This is a genomic window from Streptomyces sp. NPDC096132 (genome assembly GCF_044763345.1).
Lineage (GTDB): Bacteria > Actinomycetota > Actinomycetes > Streptomycetales > Streptomycetaceae > Streptomyces.
In genome coordinates, this window is sequence record NZ_JBIWGA010000001.1 from 586384 (window position 1) to 602564 (window position 16181).

The following is a 16181-nucleotide window of genomic DNA, read 5'->3' on the forward strand; positions in this document are numbered from 1 at the left end:
GCGGTCGTGAAGGCGGACTACGTGATCGCCTCGGGGACGGAGGAGGTCGTCGCGGCGTGCCGGGCGGCACTGGGGGGCATCCCCGGGGTCGACATCCGGACGGGCTCGGTGCCCGAAACCGGATGGGACTGCGACGCCGCGATCCTGAACGGCCCCCTTGCCCATGAGCGCTACGGGGGAGTGCCTCGCAGGGGGGTGGTGCAGGTCCTGGCGAATCGCCTGACGGACGGCGCGCCGCCGGTCATCCTGGCTGCGGCTCCCCGGGCGCTGGACGGGGCGGTCACCGATCCCGATGACGCCGAGATCGAGGACTACGTCCAGGACGTTCTCGCCTCGTGTGTCTCGGCGTTCGCGGCGGCGTTTCCCGACCGCGACGAGGTGCGTGTTCTTGTGCACCTGGAGGGCGCGGCGCTGGATCGCCCCGCCGTCGAGGCGCCCCTGAGAGGCATCCGGCGGTTCCTCACGGAGTCGCGCCGCAGCTAGGCCGGCACCATCCGCCCACCGTGTGACACCGGGGCCCGGTTTGACCCCTCAAGCCGGGCCCCGTAACCTTGACCGTCGGCGTGTCGAGTGGCAGGCCACATCCCCGTAAACCTCTTCCTCCCGGATGCCGGTCCGCCGGTGGCCAGGGAGAGGCCGTCCGTGACTGTTCCCGGGCGGCTGGACTGCGGGGGTGCCGTTTCCGAGCGAGAGAGTGAGATCCGCGTGTACGCCATCGTGCGCAGCGGTGGTCGCCAGCACAAGGTTGCTGTCGGCGACATCGTTGAGGTTGACAAGATTTCCACCGCCCAGGTTGGCGACACGGTCGAGCTCTCGACCCTGCTCGTTGTCGACGGCGACGCTGTGACCAGCGACCCGTGGGTGCTGGCCGGCATCAAGGTCCAGGCCGAGGTCGTGGACCACCACAAGGGCCAGAAGATCGACATTCTGCGCTACAAGAACAAGACGGGCTACCGTCGTCGTCAGGGCCACCGCCAGCAGTACACGGCGATCAAGGTCACCGCGATCCCCGCGGCTGCGAAGTAAGGACTGAGGAGACATGGCACACAAGAAGGGCGCATCGTCCACCCGGAACGGTCGCGACTCCAATGCCCAGCGGCTCGGCGTGAAGCGCTTCGGCGGTCAGGTCGTCAACGCGGGTGAGATCCTGGTCCGCCAGCGTGGCACCCACTTCCACCCGGGCGCCGGTGTCGGCCGCGGTGGCGACGACACGCTGTTCGCGCTGCAGGCCGGTTCGGTGCAGTTCGGCACCCACCGTGGCCGCAAGGTCGTGAACATCGTCCCGGTCGCCTGAGTCCTCTGATCGTCCTCTGATCAGGGCTTTGACCGAACGCTTCGCGAGGCGGACCTCACTTCCCGTACGGGAAGGCGGGTCCGCCTTTCGCGTGTTACCCAAGTAATACCCGTACTGCTCTGGAGGCACCCACCATGACCACCTTCGTGGACCGCGTCGAACTGCATGTCGCCGCGGGTAACGGAGGTCACGGCTGTGCCTCCGTCCACCGTGAGAAGTTCAAGCCGCTCGGCGGCCCCGACGGGGGCAACGGCGGACGCGGCGGCGATGTGATCCTCACGGTCGACCAGTCGATCACCACGCTTCTCGAGTACCACCACTCCCCGCACCGCAAGGCCACCAACGGCAAGCCGGGCGAGGGCGGGAACCGGTCGGGGAAGGACGGGCAGGATCTCGTTCTGCCCGTGCCGGACGGGACCGTCGTCCTCGACAAGGCGGGGAACGTGCTGGCGGACCTCGTGGGCCACGGCACCTCCTTCGTCGCCGCCCAGGGCGGCCGCGGCGGCCTCGGCAACGCGGCCCTGGCCTCCGCCCGTCGCAAGGCGCCCGGGTTCGCGCTGCTCGGTGTGCCGGGGGACCTGCGGGACGTCGTACTGGAGCTGAAGACGGTCGCGGACGTGGCCCTGGTGGGCTACCCGAGCGCCGGGAAGTCCTCGCTCATCTCGGTGCTCTCCGCCGCCAAGCCGAAGATCGCCGACTACCCGTTCACCACGCTCGTGCCGAACCTCGGCGTCGTGACCGCGGGTTCCACCGTCTACACCATCGCCGACGTGCCGGGGCTCATCCCGGGCGCCAGCCAGGGCAGGGGGCTCGGTCTGGAGTTCCTGCGGCACGTGGAGCGGTGCAGTGTGCTGGTCCACGTCCTGGACACGGCGACCTTGGAGTCCGACCGGGATCCCGTCTCCGACCTCGACATCATCGAGGAGGAGCTGCGGCAGTACGGCGGGCTCGGCAACCGTCCCCGCATCGTCGTCCTGAACAAGATCGACGTACCGGACGGCAAGGACCTCGCCGAGATGGTGCGGCCGGATCTGGAGGCGCGCGGCTACCGCGTCTTCGAGGTGTCCGCGGTGGCGCACATGGGGCTCAAGGAGCTGTCGTTCGCGCTGGCCGAGCTGGTCGGCAAGGCGCGTGCCGCCAAGCCCAAGGAGGAGGCGACGCGGATCGTCATCCGGCCCAAGGCCGTGGACGACGCCGGCTTCACCGTCACGCTGGAGGAGGACGGTCTCTTCCGGGTGCGGGGCGAGAAGCCCGAACGCTGGGTGCGGCAGACCGACTTCAACAACGACGAGGCCGTCGGCTACCTCGCCGACCGGCTCAACCGCCTCGGTGTGGAAGAGGAGTTGATGAAGGCGGGCGCCCGGTCCGGTGACGGTGTCGCCATCGGCCCCGAGGACAACGCCGTCGTCTTCGACTGGGAGCCGTCCGTCATGGCCGGCGCGGAGATGCTGGGCCGGCGCGGCGAGGACCACCGCTTCGACGCCCCGCGGCCCGCGACCCAGCGCCGCCGCGACCGCCAGGCCGAACGCGACGAGGCGGCACAGGAGTTCGACGGCTTCGAGCCCTTCTAGCGCCTGCCGGGACCTCTGGACCCGTTGCGGCAAGGTCAGGTTTCACCGCCTGTTCCCTGAGCGCAACGGGTCCTCTCCTGTCTCTCTGCTTGTCATGTATGCGCGGCTCTCTGTTCAGCAGGCCGACTGGCTGCGCATGCCATCTTTCCTTGCGTCAAGACGCCAGCGACGCAAGGGAGTTCCCCCATGTCCCCCGACCGCCGCCGTCTCCTCACCACCGGTGCCGCCATGATCGGCGCCGCCGCCTCCGCCCAGCTGTGGCTGCCCGCCACCGCGCACGCCGCCGCGAGCACCCTGCCCGAGAACGTGTTCAGCCTGGGCGTGGCCTCCGGCGACCCGCTGCCCGACGGGGTCGTGCTGTGGACCCGCCTCGCCCCCGACCCGCTGAACGGCGGCGGGATGCCCCGGCAGAACGTCGGCGTGCAGTGGGAGATCTCGCCCGACTCGCGGTTCGCCTCCTCCGTGCGCCGGGGCACCGCGACGGCCCGGCCCGAGTACGGGCACAGCGTTCACGTGGATGTACGAGGGCTGAAGCCGGGCCGCGACTACTGGTACCGCTTCCGCGCCGGTGGCCGGACCTCCCCGGTCGGCCGCACCCGTACCGCGCCCCAGCCCTTCGCCTCGGGCGGCTCACTGCGCCTCGCGCTCGCCTCCTGCCAGAACTGGCAGCACGGCTGGTTCACGCCGTACGCCGACATGGCGGCCCAGGACCCGGACGTCGTCCTCTTCGTCGGCGACTACATCTACGAGTCGGGGCCCTCGGCGACGGCCGTACGCCGGCACGAGGGGAGCGGTGAGCCGTACACGCTCACCCAGTACCGCAACCGGTACGCCCAGTACCGCGGCGACCCCGACCTGAAGCGGATGCACGCCCGCGCGCCCTGGGTGGTCACCTTCGACGACCACGAGGTGGACAACGACTTCGCCGGGGAGATCCCGCAGGACCCCGACAAGCAGTCCCACGACGCGTTCACGGCCCGGCTGACCGCGGCCTACCAGGCGTACTACGAGCACATGCCGGTCCGGGCCACGGCGATCCCGAACGGCCCGCACATCCGGATGTACCGCGCCCTCAGGTTCGGCCGCCTCGCCCGGCTCAACGTGCTGGACACCCGGCAGTTCCGCAGCGACCAGGCCGTCAGCCAGGAGGGCGCCCAGGACCCGGCGCTCACCATGCTGGGTGCCGAGCAGAAGCGGTGGCTGATCGACGGGCTGAGGAACTCGGGCACCCAATGGAACCTCATCGCCTCACAGATCATGATGGCCGAGACCGATCTGCTGGCCGGCCCCGGCAAGCTCTGGTACTACGACGCCTGGGACGGCTACCAGGCGGAACGAGGCGCGCTGCTCGGGGAGCTGGCGTCCGTGCGCAACCCGCTGGTGCTCAGCGGCGACCGGCACCTCACCATGATCAGTGACCTGAAGCGGGACTTCGCCGACCCCTCCTCCGCGGTCGTCGGCGCCGAGTTCGTCGGTACGTCGATCTCCAGCAACGGCGACCAGGACCAGGCCGCCTTCCACGCCCAGTGGGACCCGCTGAAGGCCGACAACCCGCACTGGAAGCTGATCGACGCCCACCGCGGCTACCACCTCTTCGACATCCGCCGGGACGCCGTCGACGCCCAGGTCCGGGTGGTGGACACCGTCCTCGAGGCGAAGGCGACCGCCCGCACCCTGGCGAGGTTCAGGGTCACGGACGGCAAGCCGGGCGTCCGCAAGGTGTGAAAACTGTGTGACCGGAGCCTTGGACTCATCTGTGTCCCAGGCTCCTCTCAGCGCACGCTAAGGAACACCTCTTACCGTCCCTTGACCATGGAGACGGACTGTACGAGAGACGACGCCCCGGTGAACGCGCGCGCGGAACTCGCGGCCATGCCCGCGCAACGGACCCCGCTGACCGCGGCACCGGCCCCGCTGCCCGCCGGCACCCGCCTGCTGCACATCGGCCCGCACAAAACCGGGACCACCTCGATCCAGGGCGCCCTCTTCGGGGCCAAGGAGAAGATGCCGGAGTACGGCGTCGAGTTCCCGGCCGCGAGCAGACACCCCATGCAGGCCGTGCTGGCCGCCTGCTCCCGGGGCGGGATGATCGGTGACACCACCCCCACCGAACGGCACTGGCAGCAGCTGCTGGAACAGGTGGACGCCACCGGTAGGAGCACGTCCGTGATCAGCAGCGAGTTCTTCGCCGACGCCCCCGACGACGCCACCATCGAGCGGGTCGTCGAGCAGCTCGGCGGCGAGCGCGTCCACGTCCTGGTCACCCTGCGCCCGCTGGCGAAGATCATGCCCTCGCAGTGGCAGCAGTACGTGCAGAACGGGCTGCGCATGGGCTACGAGGAGTGGCTGGAGCACATGCTCCGCAAGGCCCCGTACGAGAAGCCCAATCCGAGTTTCTGGCGGCGGCACCGGCACGACCGGCTGGTCGAGCGGTGGGTGCGGGTGGTCGGCGCCGACCGGGTCACCGTCGTCGTGGTCGACGACCGGGACCGCGAGGGGCTGATGCGCACCTTCGAGACACTGCTCGGTCTTCCGGCCGATCTCCTGCAGCCGGTTCCGGACACCGCGAATCGTTCTCTCACCCTCGCCGAGACCGAAATGCTGCGGAATCTTAATAAGGAATTCCGGGGCAATGGCCTGCCCGACGAACTTTATTCGAAACTTATTCGCAACGGCGCGGTCATGCATATGAAGAACGCGTGCAGCCCCACGGTGCAGGACGTGAAGATCTCCACTCCCCAGTGGGCGGTGGAGGCGGCCGCCGAGATCGGCGCCGAGATGGCCGAACGCATCACCGCAATGGGCGTACGCGTCGTCGGCGATCCGAAGCTGCTGTCCGCCGTACCGAAACCGGCCTCCCGGGAGGGGGCGGCGGAGGCTCGGATCGCGCCCGAGGTGGCCGCTCAGGCCCTGTACGGGGCGCTCGCGGCGGTGGCCGAGACCCAGTCGACCAGAGCCGGAGCGCGCGGGGTGCACCAGACGTCGTCCAAGGAACTCGTACGCGTCCTCGGGCACCGTTGCCTCAAGCGGCTGCGCCGCCGCTGAACCCACCCCGCCGTCACTCTCAGGTATCGCTTACTCCCTGTGGAGTTACTCACAGGATTTCCAGGGAGCATCCCCATGGGTCCCGCACGCGTCTTACCAATCACCAGCGGTTCAAGGTGAATGGCGGGTAGCGCGCACATATGCAGCGAAGGGCGCTCACCTTGCATCGCGGTAACCGCAAGTGGGACCATTTCCCCGTTCCCTGTCGCCCCAAGGTAGGTCTTCTGGTGTCCCAGCACATAGCCAAGCCCCGTACGACCGCAGTGATCCTGGCCGGCGGTACCGGTCAGCGCGTGGGTCTGTCGATCCCCAAGCAGCTGCTGAAGATCGCAGGCAAGGCCGTCATCGAGCACACCCTGACCACCTTCGAGAAGGCCGATTCCATCGACGACGTCATCGTGCTGATGGCGCCGGGCTATGTGCCCGACATCGAGAAGATCGTCGCCAAGGCCGGGTTCAAGAAGGTCTCCAGGATCATCGAGGGCGGTTCCACCCGGAACGAGACCACCGAGCGTGCCATCACCGCCCTGGGCGAGGGCCTGGCCGAGGGCGAGGACGTCAACGTCCTCTTCCACGACGCCGTACGCCCCCTGCTCTCGCAGCGCGTCATCGACGACTGCGTGGCGGCCCTGGAGCGCTACCAGGCCGTCGACGTCGCCATCCCGTCCGCCGACACCATCATCGTCACCCGGACGCACGGCGAGGACGGCGAGTTCATCACCGAGATCCCGGACCGCTCCCGGCTGCGCCGCGGCCAGACGCCGCAGGCCTTCAAGCTGTCCACCATCCGCCGCGCGTACGAGGTGGCGGCGGGCGACCCCAACTTCCAGGCCACGGACGACTGCACCGTCGTCCTCAAGTACCTGCCGGACGTGCCGATCCACGTCGTCGCGGGCGACGAGTACAACATGAAGGTCACTCAGCCGGTCGACGTCTTCATCGCCGACAAGCTGTTCCAGCTGGCCTCCACCGCCGCGCCCGAGCAGAACGGCGAGGAGGTCTACCGCGAACTGCTGACCGGCAAGACGGTCGTCGTGTTCGGCGGCTCCTACGGCATCGGCAAGGACATCGCCGAGCTCGCCGAGTCCTACGGCGCCACGGTGTACGCGCTGGGCCGCTCCACCACGGGCACGCACGTCGAGAACCCGGAGGAGGTCGACGACGCGCTGTCCAGGGCGTACAGCGAGTCCGGGCGCATCGACTACGTCGTCAACACCGCCGGCGTCCTGCGCATCGGCAAGCTGGCCGAGACCGACAACGCGACCATCGAGGAAGCGCTGAAGGTCAACTACCTCGCGCCCGTGCAGATCGCCCGTTCGGCCTACAAGTACCTCGCGGAGACCAAGGGCCAGTTGCTGCTGTACACCTCCAGCAGCTACACCCGCGGCCGCGCCGAGTACAGCCTCTACTCCTCGACCAAGGCCGCCATGGTGAACCTCACCCAGGCCCTGTCCGACGAGTGGGCCGGCGACGGCATCCGTGTGAACTGCGTCAACCCGGAGCGCACGGCGACCCCCATGCGCACCAAGGCCTTCGGCCAGGAACCCGCGGGCAGCCTGCTCTCCTCCGAGGCCGTCGCCCGCACCTCGCTCGACGTGCTGCTCTCCGAGCTCACCGGGCATGTCATCGACGTTCGCCAGCAGGACCCCACGGCCGCCGCGGGTGAGGCCTCCGGCTTCGAGCAGGCCCTGGCCTCGGTGCTCGACCGACAGGACGGCGTGGCATAATCTCCCGCAAATAGCCATCGAATTTCAGGCCTCTGTGGCTCCCTGTTTACGGAGAATTCACAGAGGCCTGAATCCGTAAAACTCCCGAAACCTTCACAAAAGGATTTTCCGGACCTTCAGGCTTCTATGACCGGCACCCCTCCCAGAGCAGGTTTCTCCGTGATATCCACTGCCATTCGCGTGGCCCGGGTGGGCAGCGCGGCCGAGCTGGCCGCGGCGGTCCTCATGATGCTGGGCTACCCCTGCCTCATGCTGGCCGCGCTCGTCCCGAGCACCCCCGCCTTCGCCGCCGCGGCCGCCGTGACGTACCTGGCGGACCTCTATCTCCACCGCAAGGGCACCTACCTCATCAACCTGCTGAACAAGGTGAGGGCCGGCCTGTCCACCCGGTTCCTGGTCCGCGAGCTGCTGCTCATCCTGCTGCTGGCCAGGCTCGACCTCTCGGAGGAGCCGGTCTTCTACGCGGCGATCGCCTGCTTCACGATCTTCTTCGGTCTCCAGGCCCCGCACGGCGCCCTGGTCACCCTGATCGGCAAGCGCCGCCAGATGCCGGTCGTGACCCGCAACGTCGACCTGGCCTCCCGGCTGACCATCCCGGACGCCCCGCCGCGCCGCCTGCTCACCAGGGCCGCGCAGAAGATGCTCCATCTGGACCTCGCGGCGATCGCCGGCCTGCTCGTCTACGCCCTCACGGACATCGACCTCGCCGGTTACGTCGGCGTCGGCGTCACCCTGGCCCTCGGCGCGCTGTACGTGGTCCTGCTGGTGCCGCACCTGCGCGCCCGGCGGCTGCCGCCGAAGCCCGACAAGGTGCTGGCCACGGTCAGCGCCTGGCTGCGGGAGTACCGCCCGGAGACGGTCCTGTACTTCTCCGGCTCCAAGGACTCCGCCTACCAGGTCAACATGTGGCTGGAGACCATGGAGCAGCTGGACTCCCGGCCCCTGATCGTGCTGCGTGAGCGTTCCGTCCTGGAGCGGATGGCGCCCACGACGGTCCCCGTCATCTGCGTGCCCGGGGGGGTGCACCTGATGAACATGGACCTCTCCATGGTGCGGGTCACGCTGTACGCCGCGAACGTCGGCAAGAACATCCACATGCTGCGCGTGCCCACCATGAAGCACGTCTTCATCGGCCACGGCGACAGCGACAAGCTCGCCAGCGTCAACCCGTTCAGCAAGGCGTACGACGAGGTGTGGACCGCCGGCCGGGCCGGCCGCGACCGCTACGCCATCGCCGACGTCGGCATCCGCGACGAGGACATCGTCGAGGTGGGCCGCCCGCAGCTCGCCCCCATCAAGACGTGGGCGGGCGCGCCGATGGAGCCCCGCGGCGGAGCCGCTGATGGACGCTGCCCCACGGTCCTGTACGCGCCCACCTGGGAGGGCTGGGACGACAACCCGGGCAACACCTCGATCCTGCTGGCCGGCGAGAACATCGTGAAGAAGCTGGTCGCGGCCGAGCCCCCGGTCCGTGTCCTGTACAAGCCGCACCCGTTCACCGGCACCCGCAGCGGGGCGGCCGGGGCGGCGCACCGCCGGATCACCGCCCTGATCAAGAAGGCCGCCGAGCAGCGCGGCGCCGACTCCCGCTTCACGGCCGACGCGGCCGCGCAGACCAGGGCCAAGGCCGACCTGACCCGCCTCAAGGCCCGTCTGGACGACCTCTCGCTCTCCTTCGACGAGAAGGCCGACGAAGCGGTGACCAGCCGCGACGGCATCGTCGACATGCGCAAGCACGAGGAGGCCGCCCGGCTGCGCGCCGAGTGGAACGACGCCTACTGGCGGAGCTTCCCCGACTTCGAGCACCGGGTGATCACCGGCGCCGAACCGCGTCTGTACGACTGCTTCAACGCCTCCGAGGCGATGGTCTCCGACATCTCCAGCGTGGTCTCCGACTTCATCGCGAGCGGCAAGCCGTACGCGGTCACGGACTCCGCCGAGCTGGGGGAGGAGGAGTTCAAGCGGCAGAACACCGCCGTGCGTGCCGCCGTGATCCTCACCAACAGCGCCGCCGAGCTGGACCAGCTGCTCGACGCGGTGCGCGACCCGGCCGCCGACACGCTGGCCGAGGACCGCAAGGAGATCAAGGAGTACCTGCTCGGCCCCGACGAGCCGACCTCCCTGGAGCAGTTCAACACCGCGATCGCCAACCTCGCCCTGAAGGCCGAGGCCCGCAACGTCGGCCAGGAGTCCCGGGCCGCCGCGGCGGAGGAAGCGGCCGGTGGAGGCGCGGAGTTGACCAACGGTGTTACGACCGGCTGACGTCCCTGTTTCGAAAGGCCCGGCCCCCGGAGGCGCTCTCCGGGGACCGGGCCTTTCGGGCATTCTGTGAGGTGGAACACATGCCTGGAGCGAGACAACCTGTTCAGCCTGTCAACCGTCTATCGAGTATCTGAAGAGTGGACTAGGGGGAACCGTTGCGTGATGAGAGGGAAAAGTGACTCTTGCGCAGCCTGACGTCACGGTGGTCATCGGGGCGTACGAAGCGATGCCGTATCTGGTCGAGTGCCTGGCATCCGTCGAGGCACAGACGCTGGACCCGGCGCGGATCGAGGTCATCGCCGTCGACGACGGCTCCAAGGACGGTACGGGGGACTACCTGGAGGAGTTCGCCGCTCGCGCCCCCATGGCGGTCACCGTCATCCGCCAGGAGAACTCCGGCGGCCCCAGCGGCCCGCGCAACGTCGGCCTCTCCAAGGCCACCGGGCGGTACGTGTTCTTCCTCGACGCCGACGACCGCCTCGGCGCCGAGGCCCTGGAGCGCATGGTCGCCATGGCCGACCACAACGCCACGGACGTCGTCCTCGGCAAGGTCGAGGGCGTCAACCGCAACGCGCCCAAGTCGATGTGGGGCAAGAACCGGGACCGTACGGACGTCTTCTCCTCCAACATCAAGTTCACGCTGAGCGCGCAGAAGCTGTTCCGCCGCGCGTTCCTGGAGCGTCACGACATGCGCTTCGACGAGTCCCTGTGGACCGGCGAGGACGCGCTGTTCACGATGGAGGCCTATCTGCGGGCCGACGGCGTCTCCATAGTCGCCGACTACACCTGCTACTACCTGGTCGGCCGCGACGACGGCAAGCACGTGACGAAGAGCGGCAGTTACAAGCTGCGCTTCGACTCCGCGCGCGCCCTGATGGGCCTGCTGGAGCGGATGCTCCCGCCCGGCCCCAAGCGGGACGTGCTCATGGTCCGACCGTTCCTCGTCACGCTGCTGCCGCAGTTCGGCCCGGTCTTCCTCCGGCAGGACGAGGAGATCCGGCGCACCAAGCTCGAGCTCGCCAAGCCGCTGATGGACGCCTACTGGAACGAGGGCGTCGCCCAGCGCCTCAAGGTCCACGAGCGGCTGCGGCTGCAGCTGGTGGCCATGCAGCGCCCGGACCTCCTGGTGGACGTCCTGGAGTTCATGAAGGCCAAGAGCGAGCCCAAGGCCGTCCTGAAGAAGGGCGGCAGCCAGCTCTACCTCGGCTACCCGGGCTACCGCTCCCGCAAGGCCGGCGTCCCCGACCGCGTCTACCTCGCCGAACCGCGCGAGGCCAAGGCCTACCCTGGCTGGCGCGAGACCCCGGCCGAGACCTTCCTGCGCGGCGCCACCCGCAAGGTGCGGCGCAGACTGCGGCGGCTGAAGAAGCGCGTGACGGGGCCGCGCGGCCGGGTGGCCGCCTGAGCGTCGGCTCGCATACGTGGGCAGGGCCCGGTCCCGTGGGGGGACCGGGCCCTGTCGTATACGGCGAGGACGCTACGGCGGACGCAGCAGGGGTTACTTCGACGGCTTCAGCGCGCGTCCCACCACGCGTCTCGCACGGCGGTAGATCGAGGGCGCCGGGACCGCCGTGGCGGCTGCCTTGGCGGCCGCCTTCGCCCCGGCCGTCCGGGACTTCGCCAGCTCCCGCTTCAACTGCGCGTTGGTGGTGTCCAGTTCGGTGATGCGCTGCTGCAGCCAGCCGAACCGGCTCGTCAGCGACGCGAGGTCCGCGTCTATCCAGGGACGTACGCCCGCGGGGAACCTGAGCGCCCGCAGCTCCTTCTCGAAGGCCACGCCGCCGTCGCCGTGGGTGAAGGTGTTCTCCAGCCCGTTCTTGTCCAGGAACGCGGTGAACCGGTCGAACCGCTCCCGGTGGTTGCCGGTCAGCGCCGAGAAGTCGGCCTCCTCGTACAGCTCGGCCGGGTCGATGTCCTCGGGCACCTCGTTGAGCAGGCGGTGCGGGATCTCGAAGTAGCGGCACAGCTCGAGCGTGCGCGAGTCGAAGGCCAGCACGGTCGCCGGCGTGCCCGCCAGCAGCGCCGCGATGTTGCCGTGGATGCGGGAGCCGAACGAGTAGTCGAACTCCTTCAGGTCGTCGATCCAGGTGACCGGGTCGATGTACACCCGGACCTTGTCCTCCCGGTACATCGGGTGGTCGGGGTGGCTCGGCATCTCCCGGACCCTGCCCGCCGGGGAGTCGACGTCGCGCCAGTACAGCTGGCGGGCGTCGGTGAGGTTCTGTCCTATGTACCGCAGGTTCGGGTAGTGCTGGTGGGTGCGGGCGAGGATCTTGCTCAGGCCCCCGCGCACCGCCGTGTGCGAGCCGTTGGTCGAGATCTTCGACTCGCGGGTGAGGGACGCGGCCCGCTTCTCCACCGGGAGCGTGTCACCGTGCATGAACAGCGACGGGCAGCCGATGGTCTCGACGTCCCGGAAGCCCATGTCGGTCAGGTACTTCGCCGTGAACTCGCCGCGGACGCCGATGGAGGCGCTGCGGTCCAGGACCGCGGAGACGAAGGCCCGCACGGTGGGCTCCATCGCCTTCAGTCGCGCCGGGTCGTTGTCCAGGCCGGCCTGCGCGCCGACGCCCAGCACCACCACGGGGATCTTCAGCTTCGAGATCAGCTGCGTCAGCCGCTTGAGCGGCCCCTCGAACGTCGGCCGGAAGGCGTTGGCGAGCGGCACGACGAACGCGTCGTACTCCTCGTTGATCCGCGCCGCGGCGTGGACCTGGGTCGCGATGCCGTTGGACACGACCTCCGCGCTGCCGGGCACGGTGAGGATCTTGTGGGCGGCGTCACTGAAGATCAGGTTGCCGGAATTGGTGGCAAAAACGTCGCGGTGGAGGGCTTCCTCGACGGGGACCACGTCGAAGGGGCTCTTCCCCGACCTGAGGAGTATGCGCTTCACAGGGCGAACTGTAGGTGACACAAACTTCAAAATAAATTTGTATTCCCTTCAGATTCCATGTGGAACCGACACATCCCTTTTGCCGTACGCAACGCGTGAGCAAACGGTTACTGGAGGATGCCCGTCCGGGGAGTGGAACTCGCGCGCGGTCCCGGGGCCCGTTCGCGTAGATTGCCAGAGGAGTCGGCCGGCGGTGCGAGGAGACGAAGAACAAGGTGGCAGGGGCAAGGCAGGCCGTGGGCGAGGCCCGCAGGATCGTCGTCAAGGTGGGCTCCTCGTCGCTGACGACCGCGTCCGGAGGCCTGGACGCCGACCGGGTCGACGCGCTCGTCGACGTCCTCGCCAAGAGCCGCAGCGGCGGCGAACGTGAGATTGTCCTCGTTTCCTCCGGCGCCATCGCCGCGGGCCTCGCCCCGCTGGGTCTGCGCCGCCGTCCCAAGGACCTGGCCCGCCAGCAGGCCGCCGCCAGCGTCGGCCAGGGCCTGCTCGTGGCCCGCTACACCGCCTCCTTCGCCCGCTACGGCGTCCGCGTCGGCCAGGTGCTGCTGACCAGCGACGACATGAGCCGCCGCGCTCACCACCGCAACGCCTCGCGCACCCTCGACAAGCTGCTCGCGATGGGTGCCTTCCCCATCGTCAACGAGAACGACACCGTCGCCACCGACGAGATCCGCTTCGGCGACAACGACCGTCTCGCGGCCCTCGTCGCCCACCTCGTCCACGCCGACCTGCTGGTCCTGCTCTCCGACGTGGACGGCGTCTACGACGGCGACCCCAGCAGGCCGGGCACCTCGCGGATCGCCGAGGTGCGCGGACCCGACGATCTCGCGCACGTCGAGATCGGCAGCGCCGGCAAGGCGGGCGTCGGCACCGGCGGCATGGTCACCAAGGTCGAGGCCGCCCGGATCGCCACCGGCGCCGGCATTCCCGTCGTCCTCACCAGCGCGGTGCACGCCGCCGACGCCCTCGCCGGTGGAGACACCGGCACCTACTTCCACCCCACCGGCAAACGCTCCGCCGAGCGGCTGCTGTGGCTCCAGCACGCCTCCACCCCGCAGGGCTCGATCACCCTGGACGACGGGGCGGTGCGCGCGGTCGTCGAGCGGCGCAAGTCGCTGCTGCCGGCCGGGATCGCGGGCGTCGAGGGGGAGTTCAGCGCGGGCGACCCCGTCGAGCTGCGCGACACCGCCGGACACGCGGTGGCCCGTGGTCTCGTCAACTTCGACGCCAAGGAGATCCCCCGGCTGATCGGGCGGTCCACGCACGAGCTGGCGCGCGAGCTGGGCGCGGAGTACGAGCGGGAGGTCGTCCACCGCGACGACCTGGTGATCCTTCACCCCTGAGGCCGTCGAACGGCTGTCTCCCGAGGGCCCCGAACGGTCCGTACCGGTGGGGGACGTTCCGTGAAACCGCCCCAAGGAGCCGTGCGGCCTGCTCAACTTTGTCTCAGTGACACAACCCGCGGGACACGTTCCGCACGAGCGCTGCGTAAAGGAGGCCGTCGTGAGACGAGTGCGCCCTGGGGTGGCGGCGGCCCGTGGGAGTACGAGCGGTGAGGAGCGGGCCCTCACGAGCGTGGCGGCGGGGGAGCGCTACCGGGCGCAGGAGCGCGAGGAGCCCGAGAGCACGCGCCCTTCCGACGCCCCCCGGCTGTGGCACGTCACTCTCAGCGTCTCCGGTGAGAAGGCCCCGCTCCAGGAGGTCCGGCGGGCCCTCGAACAGCTCGCCCACGACCACCCCTTCCTCCTGACCAGCAGATACGCCCCCGACCATGCGGAGATCCGGTACTGGGAGGAGGCCCGCGACCTGCACGACGCGGCCGCCGTCGCCCTGCGTCTGTGGGGCGAGCACCGGCAGACCGCCGGGCTCCCGCCCTGGGAGATCGTCGGCCTCGAGGTCATCGACCGCCAGACCTACCACCAGCGCATCGCCGAGGGCTACGGCCCGGCGCCGGCGACGCCCGTGGGGGTCCACCCCTTCTGATCCCGGGCCGGTCCCGGCCCCGTCTCGTTTTTTGGGACGGCCCGTGGACGAACATGGCCCCTTCCGCCCGGCGCACTACCCTTCCCGTATGACCACGCTTTCGCCGTACGACTCCATGTCCCCGGTCACCCAGGCCGCCTACCGTGCCAAGGCCGCCGCCGCCGATCTCGCGCCGCTGCCCCGGGCCGCCAAGGACGACGCGCTCCTCGCCATCGCGGACGCACTGGAGGTCCGTACGAGCGAGATCGTCGAGGCCAACGCCAAGGACATCGCCAAGGCCCGCGAGGCCGGTACCGCCGAGTCGGTCGTCGACCGGCTTACCCTCACCCCGGAGCGGGTGCGCGCCATCGCCTCCGACGTCCGGGACGTCGTCGCGCTGCCCGACCCGGTCGGCGAGGTCGTCCGCGGCTCGACCCTCCCCAACGGCATCGACCTGCGCCAGGTCCGCGTCCCGCTCGGTGTCGTCGGCATCATCTACGAGGCCCGCCCGAACGTGACGGTGGACGCCGCCGCCCTCTGCCTGAAGTCCGGCAACGCGGTCCTGCTGCGCGGCTCCGCCTCCGCCTACGAGTCGAACACCGCCCTCGTCCGGGTGATCCGCGACGCCGTCGGCGGCGCCGGCCTGCCCGCCGACGCCGTCCAGCTGGTGCCCGGCGAGAGCCGCGAGAGCGTGCGTGAGCTGATGCGCGCCCGTGGCCTGGTGGACGTGCTGATCCCGCGCGGCGGCGCCTCCCTCATCCGGACGGTCGTCTCCGAGTCCACCGTCCCGGTGATCGAGACCGGCACCGGCAACTGCCATGTCTACGTCGACGCCCAGGCCGACCTCGACATGGCGATCGACATCCTGATCAACTCCAAGGCCCAGCGGGTCAGCGTCTGCAACGCCGCCGAGACCCTGCTGGTCCACCAGGACATCGCCCCCGAGTTCCTGCCCCGCGCCCTGGACGCCCTCGCCGAGGCCGGGGTCACCGTCCACGCCGACGAGCGGGTCATGGCGTACGCCAAGGACTCCAAGGCCACCGTCGTGGAGGCCACGGCCGAGGACTGGGAGACCGAGTACCTCTCCTACGACATCGCGGCGGCGGTCGTCGACTCCCTCGACAAGGCCGTCGAGCACATCCGGCTGTGGACCTCCGGCCACACCGAGGCGATCGTCACCACCTCCCAGCAGGCCGCCCGCCGCTTCACCCAGCTGGTGGACTCCACCACGGTGGCCGTGAACGCCTCCACCCGGTTCACCGACGGCGGCCAGTTCGGCTTCGGCGCGGAGATCGGCATCTCCACCCAGAAGCTGCACGCCCGCGGCCCGATGGGCCTCCCGGAGCTGACCAGCACCAAGTACATCGTCACCGGCGACGGGCACGTACGGCGCTGACGGACCCCTCCCCGCAGGGGCGCATATGCGC

Annotated in this window: 13 protein-coding genes; 12 read left to right on the top strand and 1 reads right to left on the bottom strand. The window is 69.6% G+C overall.

Annotation, left to right across the window (positions count from 1 at the left end):
- Positions 1–6: 6 nt before the first annotated feature.
- The 9 genes from ACIRF9_RS02450 to ACIRF9_RS02490 all read left to right on the top strand — a co-directional run bounded on the left by ACIRF9_RS02450 (position 7) and on the right by ACIRF9_RS02490 (position 11304).
- Positions 7–483 carry a hypothetical protein gene (locus ACIRF9_RS02450; RefSeq protein WP_403815049.1) on the top strand — a complete coding sequence of 159 codons (477 nt, stop codon included), beginning with the start codon at positions 7–9 and terminating at the stop codon, positions 481–483.
- A 222-nt stretch (positions 484–705) separates the two neighbouring features.
- Positions 706–1026 (top strand): 50S ribosomal protein L21, encoded by a 321-nt coding sequence (rplU, locus tag ACIRF9_RS02455; RefSeq protein ID WP_133911667.1) that lies wholly within the window; start codon positions 706–708, stop codon positions 1024–1026.
- Between the two features lie 13 nt (positions 1027–1039).
- Entirely contained in the window at positions 1040–1294 is a 255-nt protein-coding gene (gene rpmA, locus ACIRF9_RS02460; protein WP_010041940.1) for a 50S ribosomal protein L27, read from the top strand.
- A gap of 134 nt (positions 1295–1428) precedes the next feature.
- A complete protein-coding gene (gene obgE / locus ACIRF9_RS02465) occupies positions 1429–2865 on the top strand; it encodes a GTPase ObgE (RefSeq protein ID WP_403815052.1) in 1437 nt (478 codons plus the stop codon).
- Positions 2866–3051: 186 nt separating this feature from the next.
- On the top strand, positions 3052–4590 hold the full coding sequence (locus ACIRF9_RS02470; protein ID WP_403815054.1) for an alkaline phosphatase D family protein: 1539 nt from the start codon (positions 3052–3054) through the stop codon (positions 4588–4590).
- A gap of 87 nt (positions 4591–4677) precedes the next feature.
- Positions 4678–5910 carry a hypothetical protein gene (locus ACIRF9_RS02475; protein WP_403815057.1) on the top strand — a complete coding sequence of 411 codons (1233 nt, stop codon included), beginning with the start codon at positions 4678–4680 and terminating at the stop codon, positions 5908–5910.
- Between the two features lie 227 nt (positions 5911–6137).
- Positions 6138–7637, top strand: coding sequence for a D-ribitol-5-phosphate cytidylyltransferase (locus ACIRF9_RS02480; protein WP_403815060.1), 1500 nt, complete (start codon positions 6138–6140; stop codon positions 7635–7637).
- A 159-nt stretch (positions 7638–7796) separates the two neighbouring features.
- Positions 7797–9899: a hypothetical protein gene (locus tag ACIRF9_RS02485; RefSeq protein WP_403815064.1), complete on the top strand. Its 2103-nt coding sequence runs from the start codon at positions 7797–7799 to the stop codon at positions 9897–9899.
- Positions 9900–10074: 175 nt separating this feature from the next.
- Positions 10075–11304 (top strand): glycosyltransferase family 2 protein, encoded by a 1230-nt coding sequence (locus tag ACIRF9_RS02490; protein WP_403815066.1) that lies wholly within the window; start codon positions 10075–10077, stop codon positions 11302–11304.
- Between the two features lie 93 nt (positions 11305–11397).
- On the opposite strand, the gene ACIRF9_RS02495 is transcribed toward ACIRF9_RS02490, so the two are convergent.
- Positions 11398–12792 carry a polysaccharide pyruvyl transferase family protein gene (locus ACIRF9_RS02495; protein WP_403815069.1) on the bottom strand — a complete coding sequence of 465 codons (1395 nt, stop codon included), beginning with the start codon at positions 12790–12792 and terminating at the stop codon, positions 11398–11400.
- A 236-nt stretch (positions 12793–13028) separates the two neighbouring features.
- Between ACIRF9_RS02495 and proB the strand changes: the two genes are divergently transcribed.
- From proB to ACIRF9_RS02510, 3 genes are all read left to right on the top strand, one after another.
- A complete protein-coding gene (gene proB, locus ACIRF9_RS02500; RefSeq protein WP_403816087.1) occupies positions 13029–14135 on the top strand; it encodes a glutamate 5-kinase in 1107 nt (368 codons plus the stop codon).
- A gap of 160 nt (positions 14136–14295) precedes the next feature.
- Positions 14296–14775, top strand: a complete 480-nt coding sequence (locus ACIRF9_RS02505; protein ID WP_403815072.1) for a hypothetical protein — start codon at positions 14296–14298, stop codon at positions 14773–14775.
- An 88-nt stretch (positions 14776–14863) separates the two neighbouring features.
- Positions 14864–16150 carry a glutamate-5-semialdehyde dehydrogenase gene (locus ACIRF9_RS02510; protein WP_403815075.1) on the top strand — a complete coding sequence of 429 codons (1287 nt, stop codon included), beginning with the start codon at positions 14864–14866 and terminating at the stop codon, positions 16148–16150.
- The last annotated feature ends 31 nt before the right edge of the window (positions 16151–16181 follow it).